Genomic DNA, 24,939 nt, shown 5'->3' on the forward strand with positions numbered 1-24,939 from the left:
TCAGCAGAATGGTTATTGATTACATAGATAAAAAACAAAATAATGAAGGGTAAGCTTTAATGGCTGCCCTTTTTAATATTATATAATACGTGTAGTTAAATTTTGGGGTGGGGTTAAATTGACTGACATTAAAGACGTTTTTAAATATCATAAAAGTCGTGTCGATAAAATTGACACAATAGAGGAAAAGACAAAGAAAGACACTTACGGTGTTCTAATTAGGGTTTCTGATGTTAAACAGGTAACTAAGGATTCAATACCGATGCAGAGAGAAAGAGCCTACAAGTTTATCAAGGAACGTGATGGTATTCTTTATAAAGAGTATATTGAAGAAGCGGTATCCGCATCAAAGAATTCCATTAAACAAAGGCCAGTGCTTCAGGAACTTCTTAAAGATATAGAAGATGGAAAGATTAATAAAGTAATTGCGTATAAAAGGGACAGGCTATCCAGAATACAAAAAGATTGGCTTACAATCCTTGATACAATCTTTAAAAATAATTGTGACATTGAATTTACATCAGCGGAAGAACAGCCGATTTCCTCAAACCCAATGGTAAGGGGGATAATGGAACCAGTTTTAGGTTTCTTGGCAAACATGGAGTCAAACAATACCTCAATGCGGGTAAAAGAGACAAGGGCTAGTATAGCAGCAAAAGGAAGATGGACAGGCGGAACATTACCATATGGATATGATTTAAATAAAAACAAGGAAATTGTAGTCATAAAAGAAGTTATCCCTTCATTAATTGAAATTGAGGATCTTTATTTAAATGGTATTGGAGTAGGGTCAATTACAAGGTATATGAACGGGCACGAAGTGAAGCATTTGGGTAAAAGAAAGAAAGGGGCTGATATAAAAAGAGTTGTATATAAGGGGAGAAAAACGTACTGGACTGAGAGTGCAGTTGAAGGTGTTCTTTTCAACCCTTTTTATGCTGGTATCATAGAGTATTCAAAAGAAGGCAATAAACACCTACAGTATGACCAAGATAAATTTGTTCGGGAAAAAGGATTCCATGAGGCGATAAGAACACTGGACAAACAAGAAAAGATTTATGAAATGAAATCTAAGAAATCAATATCAGCTCCCCGTAAATTTAGTACAACTTTTTTACTAACTGGATTAGTATATTGCTCCGAATGCGGAAGCCCTATACAATCAAGAACTGTTTTAAAAAAAGAACGGAACAATGAGAAGTATTGCTATTATGTCTGTGCTTCTAAACAGAATAAAGACAAAACAAGCAGAAATGAAATATGTCCAAGTAAGAATTTTAAACAGAATATCCTTGAGGATTTTGTTGTCAGTAAATTACTTGAAATGTTTGACGGCTTTAATAAGGACAATTTAAAAGAAGAAATACTAAAAGGGATAGACCAGGGAAAAAGCACAATTGAAACGGATATCGTCTCCGCTCAAGCTGAGTTAAAAGAGCTTCAAAGTGAGCTTGTTTCAATAATGAACTTGATGAAAAGGGTAAGCCCAGAGAGTCCACTTTATGAAGAAATAATAACTGATTACGAAAAGAGTTACACTGAAACACTTTTAAAGAAAAAAGAAATTGAAGAAAAGCTGGAGTCTCTACAACAATCAATAAAAGAGAACAATGATAAAGAGATTGAACAAAATATTGTTTTAGATGCATTAAAGAATTTTTCTATTGTGTTTAAGGAAGCTAGTCAAGTTCAACGGAAAATATTGCTGGATTCGATAATTAAGCGAATAGACATATCGCAAGATGGGAAACTAAATATATTGTGCAATTTTGAAATACCCAAAGATGAAAAAAGTTATGTTCATTCCATTAACCGGCGACCCGTTTAATTCTATGATTAAGCTTGAGACAGTGAATCCGGGCAAGCCTTTAAATCCGATGATTAATGCGGGAGCTCTCGTCGTTACGAGTTTAATTAAGGGGCATTCGCCGAAAGACCGGCTGAATTATCTGCTCGGATTCATCAGAAGACTTGCGAATAATCAGGAAATTACATACTGCAGACATGTCGCAGAATCGGAATTCAGTTCATCCATGATCAATCGGGCAATGTGTTATTACATGAAGCAATATGGCATTTTTAAAGGCGATGTTGAAGAGGTTATGGATTTGTATACAAAACAGTGCGCGATTAAGATGAGCAGTCTTGATTTAGCCAAAATCGGCTGCGTATTCGCACTTGACGGCAAGCATCCGGAAACCGGGGAGCAGGTCATTAAAAAAGATGTGGCGAGAATCTGCAAGACGTTTATGGTGACATGCGGTATGTACAATGCGAGCGGTGAATTCGCAATCAAGGTCGGCATTCCAGCCAAAAGCGGCGTTTCGGGAGGCATCATGGGCATTTCGCCGTATAATTTCGGAATCGGTATATTCGGCCCGGCGCTTGATGAAAAAGGCAACAGCATCGCGGGTGTGAAGCTTTTGGAAATCATGTCTGAGAAATACAGGCTGAGTATTTTTTGAAACATTTTTATCATAACATCTGCTTAAATCCTCTTGCAATTTCACCTGATACCCTTTATGATAAATAGAAGAATTAGGTACTCGCCTGGGGAACGGAGGGATACTTTTGGCTTCAGAGATTATAGTTGACCATCAGCAGAAGGCATTCGAGCTGTTGAAGCTGGATGCTGAGAAGATTTTGAAGCTGATCCGAGTACAAATGGATAACTTAACGATGCCTCAATGTCCTCTGTACGAAGAGGTCTTGGATACTCAGATGTTCGGACTGTCGAGGGAAATCGATTTTGCTGTCCGCCTGGGATTAGTTGATGAAAACGACGGAAAAGAACTGCTGGACAGACTTGAAAGAGAACTGTCTGCTTTGCATGACGCGTTTACAGGAAAATAAATGATCAAACTCAAACTATTTAACGGTTTGGGTTTTTTTATAACCGTAAACCGTTATTTTTGCATCTTCTTTTCGTAAGACGGTCTCTTAATCTGCATTTCATCCGAAAAACTATAAAGAAACTGCGTAAATTGTTTATGAATTATAGTAAAATATAATACGCAATAAGTATTAAACGTAAGCTTTAAGCAGGAAAGAGGATGTTATGTTTAAAAGAATGTTAAAATCTTACGATTATTCATTGATATGCGCTATCATTCTGCTGTGCAGTTTCGGATTGGTAATGGTATACAGCTCAAGCATGATTACCGCCGTTATGCGTTACGGCGTGAGCAGCGACTATTTTTTTAAACGGCAGCTGTTCGCCGTCATTGCAGGGCTCGTGCTGTTTATCATCGCGGCCGTTTTTCCGTACAAAGTGTTTGCCCATCAAAAGATTCAGAAAATAATACTGCTTGCGTCAGTGGCTGCGCTGTGCGCGCTGTTTGTTTTCGGACATGTTGCCGGAAACGCGCAAAGCTGGTTTAAAATCGGCGGAATGGCCATTCAGCCGGGGGAATTTGTCAAGCTGACCCTGATTCTGTATCTTGCCGCGGTGTACGCGAAGAAACAAAGCTACATCGATCAGCTTTTGACAGGAGTTGCGCCGCCGGTGATCGTTACCGTCGTCATTTGTGCGCTTATCGCCATTCAGCCTGACTTCGGAACGGCGATGATTATCGGTCTAATCGCGTTTTGCGTCATTATGTGCTCGGGATTCAGCGGAAAGACGCTGCTGAAACTGGTTCTCCTGGCGGGAATCGTATTACTCCTTGTCAGCCCGATCATCTATCTGAAATGGGATGATATTTTGACACCCGGGCGCATGAGCCGGTTTGAAAGCCTTGAAAATCCGTTTAAATACGCCAGCACATCAGGCCTGCAGATTATAAATTCGTATTATGCGATCGGCTCAGGCGGCTTTTTCGGCCTCGGTCTCGGAGAAAGCATTCAAAAATACGGATATCTGCCGGAGTCGCATACAGACTTTATTATGGCGGTTATTTCAGAGGAGCTCGGTATATTCGGCGTCCTGTTCGTCATTGTGCTGCTTGCTTTTATCGTGTTAAAAGGCTTTTATATTGCGAGAAAATGTGAAGATCCGTTCGGGAGCCTCTTGGCAATCGGGATTTCCAGCATGATTGCGATACAGACTTTCATCAATCTCGGCGGTGTCAGCGGTTTAATTCCGATCACAGGTGTTCCGCTGCCGTTTATCAGCTACGGAGGCTCGTCAATGTTCTTGTTATTAACGAGCGCCGGTATTTTGGTGAATGTGAGTATGCATGTCAAGTACTCGGAAAAGAAGAAAAAGAGGGAACCGATTCCGTCTAAGGGGGTAAAAAGACGGCAGGCGGAAAAAACTGTGTATCTGTAAAAAACAAGTGTATACACAGGGCGGATATTCCTTTATTATAAACTACATATTTATTAGGCCAAGGGGGAGAAAAGTTTGTCACAACAATCCATCCAAAAAGTGTTAGTAGCAAACAGGGGAGAAATTGCGATCCGGATTTTCCGGGCGTGCACAGAATTGAACATCAGAACGGTAGCCGTTTATTCAAAAGAAGATTCAGGTTCCTACCACCGCTATAAAGCGGATGAAGCCTATCTTGTCGGAGAAGGCAAAAAACCGATTGACGCGTATCTTGATATTGAAGGGATTATTGAGATCGCGAAAAGAAACGGCGTTGATGCCATTCATCCGGGCTATGGATTTCTGTCTGAAAATATCCAATTTGCGAGACGCTGTGAAGAAGAGGGCATCGTATTTATCGGACCGACGTCAGCGCATTTGGATATGTTCGGAGATAAGGTCAAGGCCAGAGAGCAGGCGGAAAAAGCCGGCATCCCCGTTATTCCGGGGAGTGACGGGCCTGCCGAAACATTAAAAGATGTCGAACAATTCGCAAAAGTACACGGATTTCCGTTTATTATTAAAGCGTCGCTCGGAGGCGGCGGCCGCGGAATGAGAATCGTCAGGAACGAAAACGAATTGAAAGATTCGTTTGAGCGGGCCAAATCCGAAGCGAAAGCCGCATTCGGAAACGACGAAGTGTATGTTGAAAAACTGATCGAAAATCCTAAGCATATTGAAGTTCAGGTGATCGGAGATAAAGAAGGAAATGTCGTCCATCTGTATGAGCGGGACTGTTCCGTTCAAAGACGGCATCAAAAGGTCATTGAGGTGGCGCCGAGCGTGTCCTTACAGCCTGAATTAAGAGACGAGATCTGTGAAGCGGCTGTCGCACTTGCGAAAAATGTCGGCTATATCAACGCTGGAACAGTGGAATTTCTCGTAGCGGACGGTGAATTTTACTTTATTGAAGTGAATCCGCGCGTACAAGTGGAGCATACGATTACGGAAATGATTACGGGGGTTGATATCGTTCAGACGCAAATCCTCGTCGCGCAGGGCCACGGTCTGCACAGCCGTGCCGTCAACATCCCTCATCAGAAAGACATTTTTACAAACGGGTATGCGATACAGTCACGCGTGACCACTGAAGATCCGCTGAATGACTTTATGCCTGACACGGGTAAAATTATGGCTTACCGCTCAGGCGGCGGCTTCGGCGTGCGTCTTGATACTGGGAACAGCTTCCAAGGCGCCGTCATCACGCCTTATTATGATTCACTGCTCGTCAAGCTGTCGACATGGGCGCTGACGTTTGAACAGGCATCCGCAAAAATGGTCCGCAACCTGCAGGAATTCAGAATCAGGGGCATTAAGACCAATATCCCGTTTCTTGAAAACGTGGCAAAGCATGAAAAATTCCTGACGGGACAATACGATACATCGTTTATCGACACAACGCCTGAGCTGTTTGTTTTTCCTAAACAGAAGGACCGCGGAACAAAAATGCTTTCCTATATCGGCAATGTAACGGTGAACGGTTTTCCGGGAATCGGAAAAAAAGAAAAACCTGCGTTTGATAAGCCCCAGACTGTTACGTTAGGTATCGGCGAAAAGCCGGCAAGCGGCACGAAGCAGATTCTTGATGAAAGAGGCGCTGAAGGGCTTGCTGACTGGGTGAAAGAGCAGAAATCCGTACTTCTGACCGATACAACGTTCAGGGATGCCCATCAGTCCCTGCTTGCAACCCGGATCAGATCCAATGACTTGAAAAAAATCGCAAACCCTACGGCTGCTCTGTGGCCTGAACTGTTCAGCCTTGAAATGTGGGGTGGGGCGACATTTGATGTAGCGTACCGTTTCTTAAAGGAAGATCCTTGGAAACGCCTTGAAGATCTCCGCAAGGAAGTGCCGAACACATTGTTCCAGATGCTGCTTCGTTCATCAAATGCCGTCGGCTATACAAACTATCCGGACAATGTCATTCAAAAATTTGTCCGGCAGTCAGCAGCATCAGGTATTGACGTATTCCGGATCTTTGACAGCCTGAACTGGGTGAAAGGGATGACGCTGGCCATCGATGCCGTCCGTGAAACCGGAAAAGTGGCGGAGGCTGCGATTTGTTATACGGGAGATATTCTTGATAAGAGCCGGACGAAGTATGATCTGAAATACTATCTTTCTATGGCAAAAGAGCTTGAGGCATCGGGAGCGCATATTCTCGGCATTAAAGACATGGCCGGTCTTTTGAAACCTCAAGCCGCATACGAACTTGTCTCAGCGCTGAAGGAAACGATTGATATTCCCGTTCATCTTCACACGCATGATACGAGCGGCAACGGCGTCTTTCTCTATGCCAAAGCCGTTGAAGCGGGTGTGGATATCGTAGATGTCGCCGTCAGCTCAATGGCGGGTCTGACTTCACAGCCGAGTGCAAGCGGATTTTATCATGCGCTTGAAGGAAACAGCCGCCGTCCTGAAATGGATGTCCGGCAGGTTGAAAGACTGTCACAATATTGGGAATCCGTCCGTCAATATTACAGTGAATTTGAAAGCGGGATGAAGTCTCCGCATACTGAGATTTATAATCACGAAATGCCGGGCGGACAGTACAGCAATCTGCAGCAGCAGGCAAAAGGAGTCGGCCTCGGCGACCGCTGGAATGAAGTGAAAGACATGTACAGCGTCGTCAACCGCATGTTCGGCGACGTCGTTAAAGTAACGCCTTCTTCCAAAGTCGTCGGAGATATGGCGCTTTACATGGTGCAAAACAATTTAACGGAACAAGATGTTTATGATAAAGGCGAAACTCTTGATTTTCCGGATTCTGTTGTTGAGCTCTTTAAAGGACAGATCGGCCAGCCGCACGGCGGATTTCCGGAAAAACTGCAAAAGCTCGTTCTAAAAGGACAGACGCCGATTAAGGTAAGACCGGGTGAACTGCTTGAACCGGTATCTTTTGAAGGCATCAAAGAAGAATGGAAAGAAACTCATCAGATGGAATTGAGTGATCAGGACGCAATCGCGTATGCTCTTTATCCGAAGGTATTCACTGAATACGTTAAAACGGCTGAACGCTTCGGTGATATTTCCGTATTGGACACACCGACTTTCTTCTACGGCATGAGGCTCGGTGAAGAAATCGAAGTGGAAATCGAGCGAGGAAAAACGCTGATCGTAAAGCTTGTGTCTATCGGTGAACCGCAGCCTGATGCGACACGTGTCGTTTATTTTGAGTTGAACGGCCAGCCTCGTGAGGTGGTCATTAAAGATGAAAGCATTAAATCATCCGTACAGGAAAAATTAAAGGCCGATCGGACAAACCCAAGCCACATCGCAGCATCAATGCCGGGAACCGTTATTAAATTGTTAACGCAAACCGGTGCGAAGGTGAACAAAGGGGATCATCTGATGATTAATGAAGCGATGAAAATGGAGACGACGGTGCAGGCGCCGTTCTCCGGGACGATTCAGCAGATTCATGTGAAAAACGGTGAACCGATTCAGACAGGCGATTTACTGATTGAGATTGAAAAAGCGTAGAATTTAAAAAAACCTGATCCGCACCATTGCGGTCAGGTTTTTTGTATGTAAAAAGGCCGAAGCTCTAACGCTTCGGCCTTCTCATGTACCTCAGATGTTCCGCTGTTTTGATTCGTAACGGAAGCGGGCGATTAATAATAAGAAATAGCATAAGACGCCGAACAAGCCGGCAATAAAGAGTGAATGGGCGAGTGCAAAGCCGGTGGCCATTTCTGAATAAACAACCATGATTCCGGAAAGCGCCTGTAATAAAACAAAGGCAAGAGCCGCTATCCAGCCTCCGAGAATCTGTTTTTGGTCTTTGTAGGAGCGCACAGCATGCGCGAAAGCGATAAGAATCCAGACAAACAGAAGCAGGGCTGCCGTTCTGTGGCCCATCTGCACCCACTCCTGAAATTGGGACGGAAGCCCGTGGTGCAGCCTGCTGCAAAGCGGAACGTCAGGACAGGCAAGGCTTGATTTCGTATGACGCACATAAGCACCCGTATAAACGACGATATACGTGTAAATCGAAAGGCCGATCATATGAAACTGCATTTTTCTGCCGATTCTGAGCGGCTTGACGAGCTTTTTGTCTGATTTATCAGCTTCAAATATGAGCAGCGTCAAAATCAGAACCGAAGCGAAAGAGATCAGCGATATGCCGAAATGAAGCGCCATAACGAGCGCATTTGATCCGAAGACAACCGCTAGTGCGCCGAGAAGCGCCTGTAAAAATAAAAAGATAATGGACATAATGGCGAGAAAGGTTGTTTCACGGAATACAGGCGTGACTTTTCTCCATGCCCAAAAAGCGAGACTCAGCACGAGAACGATTGAGACACCGCTTGCGAGTCTGTGGCTCCATTCAATGATAGAAGCGGCGTTAAGCTCCGGGAAAAAACGGCCGTGGCAAAGCGGCCACTGTCTTCCGCATCCGAGACCTGACCCTGTCTTTGTGACAAGAGCCCCGCCGATCAGCACGACGAGCATGACAAATGTCGTCAGCACACCGAGCGCTTTTAAAGCTTTATTCATTTTACATTCACCTTCTTAACAAACTGGACAAAATGATATACGTACCAAGTGTAAGCGAATATGTGTTTTGTGGCAATTCTCAATTCTGTTTGTTCACAAAAATATAATAGAATTAAGACTTCTTAGATAATGGGGTTGATTATTCCAAATGGGTCTGATAGAAATAAAGTAACCGCTTTATTACGAAATCGGCGGAGATGGTAAAATTCATAAAAAGTTCACAAATAAATTCCTGTTTCTCGTTTAATATTTAAGAGGATGTTTTTTTACAGGTCATTATCTTGTATGATAGAGTTGCAGGTCTTAAAAAACCTGCTTTAGGTTTGTAAGGGAGGTTTGCGTTATGGCTAATTCCAGAATTTTAAATGATACAGCTATAGACGGACAGATTGAAGAGACGACGGCGTGGAAGGATTTTCTTTCACTTATCAAAATAGGAATCGTCAATTCGAATTTAATTACGACTTTTACCGGCATGTGGCTTGCGTTACATATATCCGGTCTGAGTTTTTTAGGCAATTTAAACACTGTGCTTCTTACATTAATAGGGTCTTCTTTGATCATCGCCGGTTCTTGTGCGATTAACAACTATTACGACCGTGATATTGATCATTTAATGGAACGCACGAAAGTAAGACCGACGGTTACCGGAAAGATTCAGCCGAATCAAGCGCTGTGGTCAGGAATTTTACTCATTGCTTTAGGACTTATCATGCTTTTGATGACCACCGTGATGGCTGCAGTCATCGGTTTTATCGGCGTGTTTACGTACGTTGTTCTTTATACAATGTGGACGAAACGCCGCTATACGATTAATACGGTTGTCGGAAGCGTATCAGGCGCCGTGCCGCCGTTAATCGGCTGGACAGCGGTTGAAGGGCACATCGGTGTTGTCGCATGGGTATTATTCATGATTTTATTCATCTGGCAGATTCCGCACTTTTTAGCGCTTGCGATTAAGAAGACGGAAGATTACAGAGCAGCGAATATTCCGATGCTTCCGGTCGTGCACGGCTTTGAAGTGACGAAAAGACAGATTATTGTCTGGGTTGCATGTCTGCTGCCGCTTCCGTTTTTCCTCGGCAGTCTCGGTCTTCCGATCGTGATTCTCGGCACTCTGCTGAATGTCGGATGGCTTGTTCTCGGACTGATGGGATTCCGTATGAAAAACATCATGAAGTGGGCAACTCTTATGTTTGTCTATTCGCTTAATTACATGACCATTTATTTTGTAGCGATGGTGGTCTTCACGCTGTTTTAATTGAATAATGAGCTTGTTTGATCGCCAAAACAAACAATGACAACTAGTAAACGCCGCCTTGACCTTTTGTTTAATCAGGCGGCTTTGCTTTTATACATAGATGGAATTTTAAGTAAAAAATCTCATATTTTAAGTAATGAGGAAATGAAGTATTTCAGCTGGAAGCAGATTTACTGCTTGTGCATCTTGTACTGATTCAAAAAAGGGGTTGGGTGAAATGTTAAAGCGTTGGCGTCTTTTATCATTATTAGCCTTAGTGCCGCTTTTATTGAGCGGCTGTGGAAAACCGTTTCTGTCCACACTCAAGCCTGCCGGCGAAGTGGCTGATAAACAGTATGATCTGACGGTGCTCAGCACACTTATCATGGTTGTCGTCGTTGCGGTCGTAGCAGTTATTTTCTTTTACGTCATTGTGAGATTCAGACGGTCGCGTGTCGGAGAAGACACGATACCGAAACAGGTGGAGGGGAACCGTTTTTTAGAAATCACCTGGACCGTTATTCCGATCCTGCTTCTGATTATTCTTGTCATCCCGGTTGTCATCCAGACATTGGCGCTGGCGGATACGTCGCCGATGGATAAGAAAAACCGTAAAGCAGAGGATGCGCTCGTGATTAATGTAAGGGCGAATTTATACTGGTGGGAATTCGAGTATCCTGATTACGGATTTGTGACAAGTCAGGAGCTGATCGTTCCCACAGATGAACGCGTTTATTTCAAGCTGAAGTCATCCGATGTGAAACACTCTTTCTGGATTCCGTCAGCCGGAGGAAAAATCGATACGAATACGGATAACGACAATACTTTCTTTTTGACCTTTGATTCTAAACGCAGCAAAGAAGCGGGAGAATACTTCTTCGGGAAATGCGCGGAGCTGTGCGGACCTTCACATGCGCTAATGGATTTCAAAGTGAAACCGCTGCCGTCAAAAGAATTTAAACAATGGACGAAAGCGATGAAGAATTATAAGCATACAACAGATTCCGGTTTAGCCGCGCAAGGAGAAGAGCTGTTTAAGGAAAAAAACTGCCTGAGCTGTCATGCGGTTGAGCCTAATGACAAACGGGCTGAAGCGGCAAGAACGGCTCCGAACCTGGCTACCTTCGGCGAACGTGTCAAAGTGGCCGGCATTAAGGATGCGAATAAAGAGAATATAAAAGCCTGGCTGAAAAATCCGGACAGCATTAAACCGGGCAATAAAATGACAGGCACGTATCCGAAGCTCTCGGACGCTGAAACGGATGCGCTGTATGAATATTTAAAAGGTCTGAAAGCGGAGAACAAGTAAGGACAGGGAGATATCAGGGGGGAGGTCGCAAATGATGAATACGCTTACAGGACAGCAGAGAAAAGGCTCTTTGCTTTGGGATTATTTGACGACGGTTGACCATAAGAAAATCGCGATTTTATACATGATCGCCGGGGGATTTTTCTTCGTCGTCGGCGGACTTGAGGCCATGCTTATCAGGATTCAACTCTTGAGGCCAGGGAACGATTTTGTAGGTGCGCAGCAGTTTAATGAAATTATGACGATGCACGGGACGACAATGATCTTCCTGGCGGCAATGCCGCTGTTATTCGGGCTCATGAACGCGGTTGTCCCGCTTCAGATCGGGGCGCGTGACGTATCATTTCCATTTCTGAATGCGCTTGGGTTCTGGCTGTTTTTCTTCGGGGGAATCTTTTTGAATCTGAGCTGGTTTTTAGGAGGGGCTCCCGATGCAGGCTGGACGTCATATGCGTCGCTTGCGCTGAATTCAAAAGGGCACGGCATTGACTTTTTCGTGCTCGGGCTGCAAATATCGGGCTTAGGAACGCTGATTGCGGGGATCAACTTTCTCGCAACCATTATTAACATGAGGGCGCCCGGTTTGACATATATGAGACTGCCGCTGTTTACATGGACGACATTTGTGGCGTCGGCACTCATTTTATTCGCATTTCCTCCGCTCACCGTCGGTTTGGCGCTGATGATGCTGGACCGTTTGTTCGGAACGAATTTCTTCAATCCTGAATTGGGCGGAAATACGATTATCTGGGAGCATCTGTTTTGGATTTTCGGGCATCCGGAAGTATACATTTTAATTCTTCCTGCCTTTGGGATTTTTTCGGAAGTCATTCCCGTATTTGCGAGAAAGCGCCTGTTCGGTTATTCCTCAATGGTCTTTGCGATTGTTTTGATCGGCTTTCTCGGATTCATGGTATGGGTTCACCACATGTTTACGACGGGACTCGGACCGATTGCCAATGCGATATTTGCGGTTGCGACGATGGCGATTGCGGTGCCTACGGGCATTAAGATTTTCAACTGGCTATTGACCATCTGGGGAGGAAATGTCAAATTCACGACGCCTATGCTGTATGCCGTCGCCTTTATTCCTTCTTTCGTGCTCGGAGGAGTGACGGGTGTCATGCTGGCGGCCGCTGCGGCGGATTATCAGTTCCACGATACGTATTTTGTCGTTGCGCATTTCCATTACGTCATTATCGGCGGCGTTGTGTTCGGCATCCTGGCGGGCGTGCATTTCTGGTGGCCGAAAATGTTTGGAAAGGTGCTTCATGAAACGATGGGGAAAATTTCGTTCGTCTTATTTTTCATCGGGTTTCATCTTACCTTCTTCATCCAGCATTTCCTGGGCTTGATGGGAATGCCGCGGCGCGTTTACACATATCTGCCCGGCCAGGGGCTTGATACCGGCAACCTGATCAGTTCAATCGGTGCGTTTTTCATGGCGGGCGCGGCTGTTTTACTCGTCGTCAATATTGTTTATACCTCTATAAAAGGGAAATACGTCGGGAACGACCCGTGGCTGGACGGACGTACGCTCGAATGGGCGGTCTCTTCGCCGCCGCCTGAATATAATTTTAAACAGCTTCCGTTTGTACGGGGACTTGATCCGCTGTGGATCGAAAAGCAGGCCGGAAATGAAGGGATGGCGCCTGCAGAGCCAGTAGAGGACATTCATATGCCGAACGGCTCCATCATGCCGCTTATCATATCCTTCGGGCTCTTTGTCGCAGCGTTCGGGTTTTTATACCACTCCGATTATTCATGGGGGCTTCCGGTTATCTTTATAGGGCTCGGAATCACATTCTTTACTATGCTGCTTCGCTCTGTGGTCGATGATTACGGCTATCATATTCACAAAGAAGATCTGCCGAATGATGATAAAGGGGTGAAGGCGTAATGCAGCTGCAGGAAAAAATGACTGCTGAAACCTTTCCGGCTTCTCCTGAAAAAGCAACGCTGGAGGGGAAAAATAAGTTTTTAGGATTTTGGCTGTTTCTCGGCGGGGAAACGGTTCTGTTCGCCTCGCTTTTTGCGACATTCCTTGCTTTGCGGGAATCAAAAGCAGGAGGGCCGTCAACGGCTGATATGTTTGAGCTGCCGATCGTGTTTATCGCCACGATGCTTCTTTTAACGAGCAGCTTAACGAGTGTGTATGCGATGTATCATATGAAAAATTTCTCCTTTAAAAAAATGCAGGTGTGGCTTTTGATTACCGTTTTATTGGGAGCCGGATTTTTAGGGGTTGAAATCTATGAATTTAAGCATTACACTCACGAGTTCGGATTTACGATCACAAGCTCTGCGCTCGGCTCAGCGTTTTATACGCTTGTCGGCACACACGGAGCACACGTGGCCTTCGGGCTGTTATGGATCAGCGCTCTGATGATCCGGAATGCTAAAAGAGGGCTCAGCCTTTATAACGCGCCGAAATATTATGTGGCCAGTCTATATTGGCATTTTATCGATGTCGTGTGGGTCTTTATCTTTACCGTTGTATATTTGATGGGGATGGTGGGATAACGATGGACGATAACAAAAACAGAGGGACTGTCAGTACGGATCTCGAATATCGGAAAAAGAAAAATGCCGAGGAGATGAAATATCAGGTCATATCCTTCGGTTTAATGATCGGCCTTACGCTCGTCGCGTTTTTGACGGTGGCTGCTGACGGCATTGCCGGGTGGTTTACGATGCCGTTTCTTATCCTGCTTGCGGTCATCCAGGTCATTTTTCAGCTGTTTTACTTTATGCATATGAGCCAGAAAGGGCATGAAGCGCCGTCACTATTTCTGTATTCGGGAATATTTGTCGCGTTTATCACCGTGCTTGCATTTGTCACGATTATTTGGTGGTAATCGGGGCGGCGGGGAGTGAGAGAGTTGATTAATTTGGAAATGTTCGGGTTTCGCGCAATGTGGAGCCCTTATCTGTTTTGTATAACTGCCGTGATAACAGGTATTTACTTTTACTGGTGCAGCCGGCATAAAGGGCGTGTGTCCGCTAAGGAGAAGGTGCTGTTTGTGCTTTCCGCGTTATTTTTTTACGCGGCTGCTGGAAGTCCCGTTGATTTATTGGGGCATGTGATGTTCAGCGCCCATATGGCGCAAATGGCGGTTTTGTTTTTAGTCGTACCGCCGCTGTTGATTTCCGGAATTCCCGGCTGGGCATGGAAAAAAGTGATTTTCCGTCCCGTCGTAAAGCCGCTGTTTTCGTTCTTTTCACTGCCGCTTATCGCTTTGCTGCTGTTTAACGGCATTTTTTCACTGTATCATATCCCGTTTATATTTGATGCCGTCAAAACGGATTCGCTGTATCACACGCTGATGAACGGACTCATCTTTGTAACGGCGTTTTTTATGTGGTGGCCGCTTGTGCATCAGGTGGAAGGTCTGCCCCGTCTCAGCGGTTTAATGAAGCTGGGGTACATTATGGCAGACGGGATTCTGTTAACGCCGGCCTGCGCGCTCATTATGTTCAGCGGGGCGCCCATGTATGCCACGTATACAGACCCGGCGGCTTGGGCCGAAGCAATGAAGCTTTGTGTTCCTTTAGATCTGCTGGAACAGATCCCTTTATCCGGACCGGAGATGTTTAACACGCTTCCTCCTTTGGAAGATCAGCAGCTTGGGGCAGTGCTGATGAAAATCATTCAAGAGGCGGTTTACGGAACATATTTGGCTGTCATCTTTTTTCAGTGGGTCAGAACGGAACGGGAAAAAGATACGCCGTCAGAGCCGCCGTATATCGAGCATACCGTCTCATAAAAAAAGTACAGCAGAATATGCTGTACTTTTTATTACATTTGCACTGTTTTTAAAGACTCTGCCAATTCAAGCAGTAACGCCTTGCTTTCTGCGACGACATGTTCCGGAAATTCTTCAGCGCTGCCGTATTCTACCCCGTGCGGATAATAATGCTTTCCTAAAAGAGGGGCCTTCAGCTGAATTACGGCACGGCTGCCGCCTACATCGCCCTCTTGTGCCGTTCCTTGAATCCGCAGATAAAATGTTCCCTCAGGAACTGAAAACTTTTTGTCGTAAGTCACTCTTTCATAATCCCATTGTCCCGCCAGAATGAGCCCTTTGCTTTCCATCAGATCATTCAAGCGGCTGAGCTCCGCTGTTACCCCTTCAAGACCGCTGTTTTCAAACTTCAAACCTTCCCCCTCCTTTTAAAATTTACCTTTCCTGACAATCATAGTATGAAAGCGTTACACTTTCAATGATTCATACGGTGAAAGTATGCAAAAAGAAAAATTTGACGACAATAGTAGCAGAAAAAAGGAGGAATTCCGCAATGACAAAGATCAATAAGCTCATGACGTCAAACTTGCAATATTGTACAGTATTAGATAATGTATATGAAGCTGCGGTGAAGATGAAAGACGCGGATGTCGGCGCCATTCCGATTGTGGATGAAGACGGCGAAACACTTGTCGGGATCGTGACAGACAGAGATCTCGTATTACGGGGAATTGCTTCAAAAAGGCCGAACTCTCAAAAAATAACAGACGCAATGACTGAGCGGGTTATCAGTGCAGAAGAAGACGCTTCTGTGGAAGAAGTGCTCCATATGATGGCTGAGCATCAGCTCAGAAGAATCCCCGTCACAAGGGATAAAAAACTGGTCGGCATTGTCACGCTCGGCGATCTTTCCTTGGCTGAGCAATCAAATGAGCAAGCAGGCCGGGCGCTGTCTGACATTTCTGAAGACGGAGGTCCGGAGGGGTTTATTCATTAAACATAAACCACGGACGTTACAAATAGGCTGTACTGTATAAGAATAAACAATAACTGAACGGTTTGATTTCATGGGGGTGAGAGGTTGAAAAATATCGCCAGGGCTCTCGTTATCCTTTTGCTTATTTACGGAGCGTATGTTCTGATTATACAATATGGATCGGCTCCTCAGAAAAAGACGAATCAGGAGGAGCCTCATGCTGCCAATGAAGAAGCGAGCGGAAAACGGCTGAAAATCCCGTCATCCGGACTGCTTTCTCTCATGGGGAAATCTGCTGCCGATGTGAAAAAGAAACTTGGGGAACCGTCCCGGAAAGATCCTTCTGCCTATGATTATGAATGGTGGGTGTACAACCAGGGGAAAGACCAATATGTACAAGTCGGTATTCTGAATGATAAAGCCGTGACATTATATGCTTCGGGAAGCGGCATCAACGCAAAACCGTTTAAGATCGGCGAATCGACAGGCGAAGTTTTTAAAACGACGCAGGTTGCCCCGTTTGTCAATGTGACTGACAAGGGAAACACGTACCGGTTTGAGTTTTCTGAAGAAGATATCAATACCCGTCCCACTGTTAAGATAGGCGGTATGTATGTTCAGCTGTATATGGACAAATTTGACGGGAATCTGTCAAGCATCAGGGCATTTGATGCCGAAACGCTTGTAAAACAAAGGCCGTATGAGGTCATGTACAGAGGAAGACTGACAGAACCCGAGCCTGTTTCCGATAAAAAATGGGACGACATTGAACGAGCGAGTGAGCAGCAGATTCTCGATATTACAAATGTCATTCGCGTGAAACACGGACTTGCAAGGTTGAAATGGGACGAAGGCGCTGCAAAAGTGGCATTCGGCCACAGCAAGGACATGAAAGACAACAAGTATTTCTCCCATGTCTCAAAGAAATACGGGACTCTGAAAGACCGCTTGAAAAAAGGCGATGTGAAATATCAGGAGGCCGGTGAAAATATTGCGTACAACTATGTGGACGGTCCTGCAGCCGTGGAGGGCTGGCTGAACAGCGAAGGACACAGAAAGGCGCTGTTAAGCCCGGATTACACGCACCTCGGTGTCGGCGTGGACCGGAAATATTATACGCAGAACTTTATTAAGCCTTGGGAGTAAAAAAACGCAGAGGGGCGCGTCCCCCGCGGTTTTTTTGTTTTTCGCGGGCGGGCTCCTGCCGGAATCAATAAATTTTACACATACCTGCTTTTTTTCGTAATTTAGGCGAACATTAAGGCGCCTGAACCGATACATTATAGCAGGCAAAACTTTTCGGAGGGGGTGAGAATTGTGGCGAATCAGCAATCACGGCAATCAATCGATGATTTTAAACAATTCGTAAAAAAGCATCCCAAACTGATTCAAAATGTTCGCAAGGAACAAAGAAGCTGGCAGGAAGTCTATGAAAATTGGGTTCTCCTCGGTGAGGACGATTCGATGTGGGAGCCTTTTAAAGACGAGACCGTTCAGCCTTCTTCTGAAGCGGAAACCAAAAAGGAATCAGCTGAAAAAAACGATTTCGTTTCAAAAATGGTCACTGCCGTCAAAAAGATGGATATAAACCAAATGAATGAGCAGATCAATAAAATGAGCCAGTCCATTTCATCATTGCAAAGCCTTTTAAGCCAATTTTCGGGCAGCAGCACAAAGCAGCCCCGGCAAGGCTCCGGACAACATCCTTTTTCGTTCAGGAAGGATTAAAGAAGGGGATCGTGTATGCGAAAAGAGGTTCAGGAATTCATATCTGCAGATGAGGAACGAAAACGGTTTATACGGCAGCGCCCCGTCTGGTACCGCAGACTTGCGAGAAAACCGGACGATCTCAATTCCTTTCAGCTGGACATGATGAATTTTTACGAAAAAACGATACCGCATCGGGTAAGCCAATTCTCAAACGGGATTCAGATGGCGCAGATGATGATGCAGATGGTTCACGCCATGCGTTCGCAGGATTAAAAGGCATTTTAACGCCCGCATTTTCCAATTGGCTGGTTTCATGGTAAACTAACAACTGGAGGTGCGTATTGATGTATGCAACAGTTGAGTCCGTCAGGCTTCAAAGTGAAGCGGAGCAGCTTGCCGGCATGATTCTGCAGTCTGAGACGGCTGAAAATTACCGCGATTGTTACAAGCGTCTCCATGAAGATGAAGAGGCACGGCGGATTATTCGTTCTTTTATGAGCATTAAAGAGCAGTATGAGGATGTGCAGCGCTTTGGCAAATATCATCCTGACTATAGAGAGATTTCCCGCAAAATGAGAGAAATGAAGCGGGAGCTGGATTTAAATGATAAGGTGGCCGAATTTAAAAAAGCGGAGACTGAGCTTCAGTCGCTGCTTGACGAGATCAGCATTGAACTCGGAACGGCCGTCTCGGAGCATGTAAAAGTTCCGACGGGGAATCCTTATTTTGACGGCCTGTCATCCTGCGGCGGCGGCTGCGGTTCCGGCGGCGGGTGCGGATGCAAAGTTTCCTGACGAGACGGCCGTCTCGTCTTTTACATAAAATGAACAGAAAGTCAGGCGGGTGATCATGATGGAAAGCAAGCGCCAAGGCATAATCGTATATCTGCATTCTTTAAAACACAGTAAAATGCTGAGAAAATTCGGCAACGTTCATTATGTTTCCAAACGGCTGAAATACGTTGTGCTGTATTGCGATATGGAGCTGATCGAAAAAACGATGGAAAAGATTTCATCTTATTCATACGTGAAGAAAGTAGAGCCTTCTTATAAGCCTTTTTTAAAGCTGGAATTTGAATCAAAGCTTGATAAAGCGAAAGAGTACGATTATAAGATCGGCATATAAAAAAATCCCCGCAGATACCTGCGGGGTCCTTCTATTCCTTAACAAGTTAAGGAGAAGGCAAAGGGAGAGGAGAAACCGGAGGAAGAACTTATGGGGAAACGTAAGTCTTCTCCGCGGTTGGCAACAACATCATTCATTGATGCTGTTACACGTAGTCTTGACAGGAATGTGAGTATGTATACATGATTTCGCGTTCATTGTTTGAAAGAATGCTTTATGTTAAGATAAGGATTGTTTTTGTACATAACGGCTCAGCCGAAGCGAAACATCAAAGTTTTCAGAAAAAGTGGTGTGAAAAATGAGAGTAATTTCCGGTTCGAGAAAAGGACGAGCCTTAAAGGCTGTGCCGGGCACATCAACAAGGCCGACGACGGATAAAGTAAAAGAGTCTATTTTTAATATGATCGGCCCGTATTTTGACGGAGGAACGGGGCTGGATTTGTTTGCGGGGAGCGGCGGTCTCGGGATTGAAGCGCTGTCGCGAGGATTTGACCGCTGTATCTTTGTGGATCGTGATTTCAAAGCCATCCAGACGGTAAAAGCGAATATAAAAGCGCTTGATCTCCTGTCTTCAGCGGAGGTATACCGCAATGATGCAGAGCGGGCTCTCTATGCCGCGGCGAAACGGGAAAAAGGTTTTGACGGAATTTTCTTAGATCCTCCGTATAAGGAACAAAAGCTGAAAGCGCTTATCGAAATGATTGATGAGCAGAACATGCTGAATGAAGACGGTTTTGTCGTAGCGGAGCATGATAAAGCCGTTGCGCTTCCTGAAGCTGTCGGCGCGCTTTCCGTAACAAGAAGGGAAATTTACGGGCTTACAGGAGTGACGATATACCGAAATAGGGGGTAATGATGTGGCAAGTATAGCTGTATGTCCCGGAAGTTTTGACCCCGTCACCTACGGACATCTGGACATTATCAGACGGGGAGCAAACGTGTTTGAGCAGGTGTACGTATGCGTGCTCAATAATTCTTCGAAGCAGCCGCTGTTTACAGTCGAGGAACGCTGTGAGCTGTTAAGAGAAGTGACAAAAGACATACCGAATATTACGGTCGAGACGTCACAGGGACTGTTGATCGACTATGCGAAAAAAAAGCAGGCGAAGGCGATTATCAGGGGGCTCAGAGCCGTTTCTGACTTCGAGTATGAGATGCAGGGGACTTCTGTCAACCGCGTGCTTGACGAATCAATAGAAACCTTTTTTATGATGACGAACAATCAGTACTCTTTTTTAAGTTCAAGCATCGTAAAAGAGGTCGCAAAATATAACGGGCCTGTTTCAGAGTTTGTTCCTCCGGAAGTCGAACAGGCGCTGCAGCAAAAATTTAAAGGATGAGAACGCTGTTTAGCGTCTCATCCTTTTTTTATCCGTGCAGACAGCCTGTAACAATAAATCAGTGCGTATACGGACAGAGCCGCCAGCGTTACGGTGGGACCGATTTCGATCAGTGTGTTCCACCCGCTAACTGCAGCCGTGGCCGCGTTTTGATCACGGAAAGGCAGGAATACCGACTGATAAGGTTCGTCCAATGCGAGGTAAAGCGGCTTCCACAGTAAAAGAACAAATAGAGCGGCATAAATGCCCTGAAGGATACGCGCCGTAAAAAACGGTTTAAATCGGATATCTGTTTCCGATAAAATGCCGGCTACCTGCGCCTGTACGGAAAGGCCGCTGAACCCGAGAATAAAACTCACAATCATTGCTTTCGGCAGCAAGGCGGCATCCGCTTCACTGACCAGCTTGCTCCCAAGCGTAATTTCAAACATTCCGCTGATAAGAGGAATGTCCAGGCTTACAGGAAGATGGAAGAGCGAAAGCAGCGCGTTTGTAAATACAGAAAGTACATCCATGACTTGTACGATTGATAACAAGCGGCTGAAAACCGAAAACAATATAATAAAACCGCCCACCATCAGCAAGGTTTGTACAGAAGAGGTGACGGCGTCGCCCAAAATTTTACCGAGCGGCCGCTTTTCCGAAAGCCGCGCCTTGTGGAGGGCCAGAAATGCTTCTTTCAGCGAAGGAAGCACGATCGTCTTTTTACCGGTATACGCCGCTTCTTCTTTCCGTCCGTATGAACGCATCGTCAAACCGACGGCGATGTTTCCGAGATAGTGAGCCGATGCCAAAAGAATGCCGAGTGACGCGTTATGAAAAAAGCCGACCGCCACAGCCGCGAATATAAATAACGGATTGGATGAATTGGTAAAAGAGACGAGGCGTTCAGCCTCTACTCTGGAGATTTGTTTTTCCTGGCGCAGCCGTGCAGTCAGCTTTGCGCCGGCCGGATTGCCTGAAGCCATGCCCATAGCCAGTACAAATCCGCCGACCCCCGGCACTCTGAAAATCGGGCGCATAAAGGGTTCGAGTAAAAGGCCGACAAACCTGACGATGCCGAATCCGATTAAAAGCTCAGAAAGAATAAAAAACGGAAGCAAAGAAGGAAAAACTACCTCCCACCACATGGAAAGACCGGTTTTGGAGGCTTCGAATGAGGCCTGCGGGTGTGAAATAACCGTCGCCGTCAAAAAAATAAAAAACAATGAAATCAAAAATGTATGAAACTTAGACAAATTCATTCTTACCTCCCCGATGCTAAAATTGCGCACTGATATTTATATCATGATAAAATATAGAACAGACCTTAGGACGGCCGGGCAAGTACCTATTCGTCATCCTGTACTAATATACGAGCATAGGGGTTCAATTTAGACCATAGAATTCATGTATAGGATTTCTATAGGGGGTTCATCGCGTTGGCCAAACCTACAATCGGGTTAGCGTTAGGTTCGGGAGGGGCAAGAGGCATTGCTCATCTCGGAGTGTTATCCAGTTTACATAAGCATCAGATTCCAATTGATATGATTGCCGGCAGCAGCATGGGGGCGTTAGTCGGCAGCTTTTATGCGGCCGGGCATGATGTGGCCACGATGAAAAAAGTCGCCAAAGCATTTAAGCGGCGGCTGTACGCGGATTATACGATGCCGAAGCTCGGATTTTTAAAAGGGGACCGCATCAGGCAGCTCGTTCATGCGTATACGTTCGGCAAGCCGATAGAAGAACTCCGGATCCCGCTCGGCATCGTGGCCTGCGACCTCCAGACCGGAGAAAAACTCGTTTTTACGAAAGGCTCCGTATCCGAAGCCGTCCGCGCGAGCATCAGCATACCGGGCGTTTTCGTCCCGCAAAAAATGAACGGGCGTATTTTAGTCGACGGCGCGGTAGTCGACAGAATCCCGGTTTCCGCCGTAAAGGATATGGGCGCTGATATCGTCATCGCCTCTGACGTATCCAGGGTGAAAAAAACGGAAAAAGCGGCACATATTTTTGATGTAATCATGCAAAGTATGGATATACTGCAAAATGAATTGGTCCGTCACCAGACCATTGCCGCAGACGTCATGATCCGCCCTTCTCTCGAATCATTCAGCTCAAGCTCTTTTGCCAACATTGATCATATGATCACAGCAGGCGAAGAGGCCGCAGATCGGATGATCGGCCGGATTAAACAAGAAATAGAGAACTGGGAGGGCTAACTCATATGAAAGCAAAACATTTTCGCTGGGTGTTTATCATCCTGATCTTATTAATCGCTATTACATTTATTAAGCTTCCGTATTACATTACACAGCCGGGAGAAGCATCAGAGCTGAGACCGCTGATTAAGGTGGACGGAGGCTACCCTGAAAAAGGAAGCCTTTCCTTGATGACTGTCAAAGTAGGCCCCGCCAATCCGTATACATATCTTTGGGCGAAGGTGCATCCTTACGATGAAATCGTCCCTGATGAAAGCATAAAAGAAGAGGGCGAAACTGATTCAGACTATATGAAGCGCCAACTGCAGATGATGAAAAGCTCTCAAGAAAACGCGGTCATTGCCGCTTATCAAAAAGCCGGCAAACAGGTAAAATACTCATTTAACGGCATTTACGCCAGCTCAGTCGTCTCCAATATGCCGGCAAAAGGAAAAATAAAGGTCGGTGATAAAATCATCAGCGCGGACGGGAAAAAATATGAATCCGCTGAAAAGCTGATTGATTATATCAGCAGCAAAAAAGCGGGAGAAAAAGTAACGTTTAACATTGAACGTGACACGAAAGAAAAGACAGTTACCCTTAAGCTGAAATCATTCCCGGACGATCCGAAAAGAGCCGGAATCGGCGTAGCATTATATACGGACCGGAACGTGAAAGTGAAGCCGGATCTTCATTTCAGTATTGAAAACATCGGCGGGCCTTCTGCCGGTCTCATGATGTCTTTGGAAATTTACAATCAGCTGACAAAACCTGACGAAACAAAAGGCTACAATATAGCCGGAACGGGAACAATCGACGTTGACGGCAAGGTCGGACCGATTGGCGGAATCGATCAGAAAGTCGTCGCCGCAGACAAAGCGGGAAAAGATATTTTCTTTGCGCCGAACCAAAACGGAGCTGAAAACTCTGATTATAAAAATGCAGTAAAAACGGCGAAAGCGATTAAGTCCGATATGAAAATCGTTCCTGTCGATACGATGCAGGACGCACTTGATTATTTGGATAAGCTGAAAGTAAAAAGCACCTGATACAGTCAGGTGCTTTTTTTCTATGCATTTAAAAAACGTTTTTCGTCTTCATCATAGCGGATCGGTGCTTGTGAAAATTCCTGCTTCTCAAACAGTGTGCGTTCAGGTTCTTTTATCGGCAGGCTGTAAATCCGTCCCGCTGATATGTCCAAATCCAGAGCGGGATGAGAGAAAGAAGAGAGCTTGCTGACAAGCGGTGCGGTAAGCTCTTTTTTCTTTGCTGACAGGTATGCCTGTCCTTTTTTAGTCATTCCGAGAAGACGGATATAAGGAGCGCTTGAAGGCTTTAAGAGCCGGTGCATATCTTCTTTTTTTGTCCGTGTCAGAATATGCGTGTTCATCCTCTGCAATCTCGTCCACGTATAGCGTTTTGTTTTCAATAATTCCATCATTTCGCGGTAGGACAGGGCTTGTCTGATGGTGCGCAGAATTCTGTGCTCTAAGCCTTCTTCCACTTCATAGATTCGGCTTAATTCTTCTGCGGACAAAGTGCTGAGGCTGTATTTTACATATGAAAAATAGTCTTCAGTGCTGTGCCATAATCCGTATGAGTTTTTGTATGCGTCCAGCTCGCGCACAGACGCTTCGGGGAGAAAGTTCTTAGCGGCCGCCGTTCCTTTTTCTATCAGCGCCTTTCGGATGCTTGTGGCGCTGGCTATCCGGCTGTTATCTCCGGGAAGCTCGGCGTCATGATACCCGGAAGCGATTCTGGCTGTCGTATAAGGCTTCATGGCAGACCCGGAGGCTTGTATGGCTTTGACGTAGTGAAAACCGAGAATATTGTTCGGCTTAGACAGGTCAAGCATGTCCTCACCTTTGAATACGTGTGAAAATGCTTTTGAGGCGGCGGCCGGATAGCTGAGCCCTTTTTTTAATTCCTCTTTCAGAATCACGGTGCAGTCAGCTTCCTTTCGGCTGAACGCTTCAGTCGCTTCAATAAATGGTTCGATCCGGCCGTTTTCACTTCCGAAAAACAAGCTGCTGCATCCTAATTGATGAAGAAGCGAAACACTGCCGCGCGCAAATAATTCCGCTTTTTGCACAGCATACATATAAGGGAGCTCAATGACGATATCCACGCCGTTTTCAAGCGCCATTTTTGTCCGGGCCCACTTTGAGACGGCGGCCGGTTCCCCGCGCTGCAAAAAAGGGCCGCTCATCACCGCCGCCGCAACGCTGCTGTCCGTATTGATTTTTGCTTGTTCCGCATGATAGCGGTGTCCGTTATGAAAGGGATTATATTCAACAACCAGGCCGACTGCTTTCATATTTGTCCCGCCTTTCTTGCTATGTTTTGCTTCGTGTGGTACATTTGCAAATGAAGTGCATTTTGCGTCCGTTTTGTTTAGTGTATGCATAGCCCATCCGGCTGTCAACGATTGCATGACGGCGGCATTATGCTGTAAAGAAAAAATATTGACAAAAACATTCTGAAAAGCTATAATCATGTTTGTT

Annotated in this window: 24 protein-coding genes and 1 pseudogene; 21 read left to right on the top strand and 4 right to left on the bottom strand. The window is 45.5% G+C overall.

Annotated elements, in window-relative coordinates; translation table 11 throughout:
• The first annotated feature begins 118 nt into the window (after nucleotides 1-118).
• From MHH91_RS07920 to pyc, 5 genes and pseudogenes are all read left to right on the top strand, one after another.
• On the top strand, nucleotides 119-1,828 hold the full coding sequence (locus MHH91_RS07920; protein ID WP_340977485.1) for a recombinase family protein: 1,710 nt from the start codon (nucleotides 119-121) through the stop codon (nucleotides 1,826-1,828).
• A pseudogene (glsA, locus tag MHH91_RS07925) lies at nucleotides 1,809-2,465 on the top strand (glutaminase A); the annotation flags it as partial. The gene MHH91_RS07920 and the pseudogene glsA, both read left to right, overlap by 20 nt.
• Before the next feature lie 106 nt (nucleotides 2,466-2,571).
• The gene (locus tag MHH91_RS07930) at nucleotides 2,572-2,853 is read left to right on the top strand and encodes a YlaN family protein (protein WP_003154494.1); all 282 of its coding nucleotides are present in this window, start codon (nucleotides 2,572-2,574) and stop codon (nucleotides 2,851-2,853) included.
• A gap of 205 nt (nucleotides 2,854-3,058) precedes the next feature.
• Nucleotides 3,059-4,270 carry an FtsW/RodA/SpoVE family cell cycle protein gene (locus MHH91_RS07935; RefSeq protein WP_013352140.1) on the top strand — a complete coding sequence of 404 codons (1,212 nt, stop codon included), beginning with the start codon at nucleotides 3,059-3,061 and terminating at the stop codon, nucleotides 4,268-4,270.
• A 75-nt stretch (nucleotides 4,271-4,345) separates the two neighbouring features.
• Nucleotides 4,346-7,792 (top strand): pyruvate carboxylase, encoded by a 3,447-nt coding sequence (gene pyc / locus MHH91_RS07940; protein ID WP_013352141.1) that lies wholly within the window; start codon nucleotides 4,346-4,348, stop codon nucleotides 7,790-7,792.
• A gap of 90 nt (nucleotides 7,793-7,882) precedes the next feature.
• On the opposite strand, the gene ctaA is transcribed toward pyc, so the two are convergent.
• A complete protein-coding gene (gene ctaA / locus MHH91_RS07945) occupies nucleotides 7,883-8,809 on the bottom strand; it encodes a heme A synthase CtaA (protein ID WP_013352142.1) in 927 nt (308 codons plus the stop codon).
• A gap of 343 nt (nucleotides 8,810-9,152) precedes the next feature.
• Here ctaA and cyoE point away from each other — a divergent pair, with 343 nt between their 5' ends.
• The 6 genes from cyoE (at nucleotide 9,153) to ctaG (ending at nucleotide 15,125) form a co-directional block, all read left to right on the top strand.
• Nucleotides 9,153-10,070, top strand: a complete 918-nt coding sequence (cyoE, locus tag MHH91_RS07950) for a heme o synthase (RefSeq protein WP_013352143.1) — start codon at nucleotides 9,153-9,155, stop codon at nucleotides 10,068-10,070.
• Nucleotides 10,071-10,287: 217 nt separating this feature from the next.
• Nucleotides 10,288-11,358, top strand: a complete 1,071-nt coding sequence (gene coxB, locus MHH91_RS07955) for a cytochrome c oxidase subunit II (RefSeq protein ID WP_014470439.1) — start codon at nucleotides 10,288-10,290, stop codon at nucleotides 11,356-11,358.
• A 31-nt stretch (nucleotides 11,359-11,389) separates the two neighbouring features.
• Nucleotides 11,390-13,258: a cytochrome c oxidase subunit I gene (ctaD, locus tag MHH91_RS07960; protein ID WP_013352145.1), complete on the top strand. Its 1,869-nt coding sequence runs from the start codon at nucleotides 11,390-11,392 to the stop codon at nucleotides 13,256-13,258.
• Nucleotides 13,258-13,881 (top strand): cytochrome c oxidase subunit III, encoded by a 624-nt coding sequence (gene ctaE, locus MHH91_RS07965; protein WP_013352146.1) that lies wholly within the window; start codon nucleotides 13,258-13,260, stop codon nucleotides 13,879-13,881. The genes ctaD and ctaE overlap by 1 nt, the downstream gene beginning before the upstream one ends.
• Before the next feature lie 2 nt (nucleotides 13,882-13,883).
• A complete protein-coding gene (gene ctaF / locus MHH91_RS07970) occupies nucleotides 13,884-14,216 on the top strand; it encodes a cytochrome c oxidase subunit IVB (protein ID WP_007409686.1) in 333 nt (110 codons plus the stop codon).
• Between the two features lie 24 nt (nucleotides 14,217-14,240).
• On the top strand, nucleotides 14,241-15,125 hold the full coding sequence (ctaG, locus tag MHH91_RS07975; RefSeq protein WP_014471807.1) for a cytochrome c oxidase assembly factor CtaG: 885 nt from the start codon (nucleotides 14,241-14,243) through the stop codon (nucleotides 15,123-15,125).
• Between the two features lie 32 nt (nucleotides 15,126-15,157).
• Here the strand turns inward: ctaG and MHH91_RS07980 are convergent, their stop codons facing one another.
• Nucleotides 15,158-15,517 carry a YugN family protein gene (locus MHH91_RS07980; RefSeq protein ID WP_013352148.1) on the bottom strand — a complete coding sequence of 120 codons (360 nt, stop codon included), beginning with the start codon at nucleotides 15,515-15,517 and terminating at the stop codon, nucleotides 15,158-15,160.
• A gap of 140 nt (nucleotides 15,518-15,657) precedes the next feature.
• Here MHH91_RS07980 and MHH91_RS07985 point away from each other — a divergent pair, with 140 nt between their 5' ends.
• The 8 genes from MHH91_RS07985 (at nucleotide 15,658) to coaD (ending at nucleotide 20,255) form a co-directional block, all read left to right on the top strand.
• On the top strand, nucleotides 15,658-16,101 hold the full coding sequence (locus tag MHH91_RS07985; protein ID WP_013352149.1) for a CBS domain-containing protein: 444 nt from the start codon (nucleotides 15,658-15,660) through the stop codon (nucleotides 16,099-16,101).
• 84 nt (nucleotides 16,102-16,185) lie between these two features.
• Nucleotides 16,186-17,226, top strand: coding sequence for a CAP domain-containing protein (locus tag MHH91_RS07990; RefSeq protein ID WP_013352150.1), 1,041 nt, complete (start codon nucleotides 16,186-16,188; stop codon nucleotides 17,224-17,226).
• Nucleotides 17,227-17,397: 171 nt separating this feature from the next.
• Complete coding sequence (locus tag MHH91_RS07995) at nucleotides 17,398-17,808, top strand: YlbD family protein (protein WP_013352151.1); 411 nt, start codon at nucleotides 17,398-17,400, stop codon at nucleotides 17,806-17,808.
• A 15-nt stretch (nucleotides 17,809-17,823) separates the two neighbouring features.
• On the top strand, nucleotides 17,824-18,063 hold the full coding sequence (locus MHH91_RS08000; protein WP_003154475.1) for a YlbE-like family protein: 240 nt from the start codon (nucleotides 17,824-17,826) through the stop codon (nucleotides 18,061-18,063).
• A gap of 71 nt (nucleotides 18,064-18,134) precedes the next feature.
• A complete protein-coding gene (locus tag MHH91_RS08005) occupies nucleotides 18,135-18,584 on the top strand; it encodes a YlbF family regulator (RefSeq protein ID WP_013352152.1) in 450 nt (149 codons plus the stop codon).
• Between the two features lie 58 nt (nucleotides 18,585-18,642).
• Complete coding sequence (locus MHH91_RS08010; RefSeq protein ID WP_013352153.1) at nucleotides 18,643-18,915, top strand: YlbG family protein; 273 nt, start codon at nucleotides 18,643-18,645, stop codon at nucleotides 18,913-18,915.
• Nucleotides 18,916-19,213: 298 nt separating this feature from the next.
• On the top strand, nucleotides 19,214-19,768 hold the full coding sequence (rsmD, locus tag MHH91_RS08015) for a 16S rRNA (guanine(966)-N(2))-methyltransferase RsmD (protein ID WP_007409693.1): 555 nt from the start codon (nucleotides 19,214-19,216) through the stop codon (nucleotides 19,766-19,768).
• Nucleotides 19,769-19,772: 4 nt separating this feature from the next.
• On the top strand, nucleotides 19,773-20,255 hold the full coding sequence (coaD, locus tag MHH91_RS08020; protein WP_013352154.1) for a pantetheine-phosphate adenylyltransferase: 483 nt from the start codon (nucleotides 19,773-19,775) through the stop codon (nucleotides 20,253-20,255).
• A 17-nt stretch (nucleotides 20,256-20,272) separates the two neighbouring features.
• On the opposite strand, the gene ylbJ is transcribed toward coaD, so the two are convergent.
• Nucleotides 20,273-21,499 carry a sporulation integral membrane protein YlbJ gene (gene ylbJ, locus MHH91_RS08025; RefSeq protein WP_014471810.1) on the bottom strand — a complete coding sequence of 409 codons (1,227 nt, stop codon included), beginning with the start codon at nucleotides 21,497-21,499 and terminating at the stop codon, nucleotides 20,273-20,275.
• A 177-nt stretch (nucleotides 21,500-21,676) separates the two neighbouring features.
• On the opposite strand from ylbJ, the gene MHH91_RS08030 reads away from it, so the two are divergent.
• Nucleotides 21,677-22,456: a patatin-like phospholipase family protein gene (locus tag MHH91_RS08030; protein ID WP_013352156.1), complete on the top strand. Its 780-nt coding sequence runs from the start codon at nucleotides 21,677-21,679 to the stop codon at nucleotides 22,454-22,456.
• A gap of 5 nt (nucleotides 22,457-22,461) precedes the next feature.
• The gene (locus MHH91_RS08035; protein ID WP_013352157.1) at nucleotides 22,462-23,484 is read left to right on the top strand and encodes a SepM family pheromone-processing serine protease; all 1,023 of its coding nucleotides are present in this window, start codon (nucleotides 22,462-22,464) and stop codon (nucleotides 23,482-23,484) included.
• A 20-nt stretch (nucleotides 23,485-23,504) separates the two neighbouring features.
• On the opposite strand, the gene MHH91_RS08040 is transcribed toward MHH91_RS08035, so the two are convergent.
• Nucleotides 23,505-24,752, bottom strand: a complete 1,248-nt coding sequence (locus tag MHH91_RS08040) for a nucleotidyltransferase (protein ID WP_340977497.1) — start codon at nucleotides 24,750-24,752, stop codon at nucleotides 23,505-23,507.
• Nucleotides 24,753-24,939 lie beyond the last annotated feature (187 nt).

Origin of the sequence: Bacillus sp. FSL K6-2819 (assembly GCF_038008305.1) — a bacterium.
Lineage (GTDB): Bacteria > Bacillota > Bacilli > Bacillales > Bacillaceae > Bacillus > Bacillus amyloliquefaciens.

Bases quoted from the DNA above. Each gene is read 5' to 3' on its own strand.
- MHH91_RS08040 (WP_340977497.1), bottom strand. From the start codon at position 24,752: ATGAAAGCAGTCGGCCTGGTTGTTGAATATAATCCCTTTCATAACGGA.
- ctaA (WP_013352142.1), bottom strand. From the start codon at position 8,809: ATGAATAAAGCTTTAAAAGCGCTCGGTGTGCTGACGACATTTGTCATG.
- ylbJ (WP_014471810.1), bottom strand. From the start codon at position 21,499: ATGAATTTGTCTAAGTTTCATACATTTTTGATTTCATTGTTTTTTATT.
- MHH91_RS07935 (WP_013352140.1), top strand. From the start codon at position 3,059: ATGTTTAAAAGAATGTTAAAATCTTACGATTATTCATTGATATGCGCT.
- rsmD (WP_007409693.1), top strand. From the start codon at position 19,214: ATGAGAGTAATTTCCGGTTCGAGAAAAGGACGAGCCTTAAAGGCTGTG.
- MHH91_RS08010 (WP_013352153.1), top strand. From the start codon at position 18,643: ATGGAAAGCAAGCGCCAAGGCATAATCGTATATCTGCATTCTTTAAAA.
- ctaF (WP_007409686.1), top strand. From the start codon at position 13,884: ATGGACGATAACAAAAACAGAGGGACTGTCAGTACGGATCTCGAATAT.
- coxB (WP_014470439.1), top strand. From the start codon at position 10,288: ATGTTAAAGCGTTGGCGTCTTTTATCATTATTAGCCTTAGTGCCGCTT.
- MHH91_RS08005 (WP_013352152.1), top strand. From the start codon at position 18,135: ATGTATGCAACAGTTGAGTCCGTCAGGCTTCAAAGTGAAGCGGAGCAG.
- MHH91_RS07985 (WP_013352149.1), top strand. From the start codon at position 15,658: ATGACAAAGATCAATAAGCTCATGACGTCAAACTTGCAATATTGTACA.
- cyoE (WP_013352143.1), top strand. From the start codon at position 9,153: ATGGCTAATTCCAGAATTTTAAATGATACAGCTATAGACGGACAGATT.
- MHH91_RS08000 (WP_003154475.1), top strand. From the start codon at position 17,824: ATGCGAAAAGAGGTTCAGGAATTCATATCTGCAGATGAGGAACGAAAA.
- ctaE (WP_013352146.1), top strand. From the start codon at position 13,258: ATGCAGCTGCAGGAAAAAATGACTGCTGAAACCTTTCCGGCTTCTCCT.
- MHH91_RS08035 (WP_013352157.1), top strand. From the start codon at position 22,462: ATGAAAGCAAAACATTTTCGCTGGGTGTTTATCATCCTGATCTTATTA.
- ctaD (WP_013352145.1), top strand. From the start codon at position 11,390: ATGATGAATACGCTTACAGGACAGCAGAGAAAAGGCTCTTTGCTTTGG.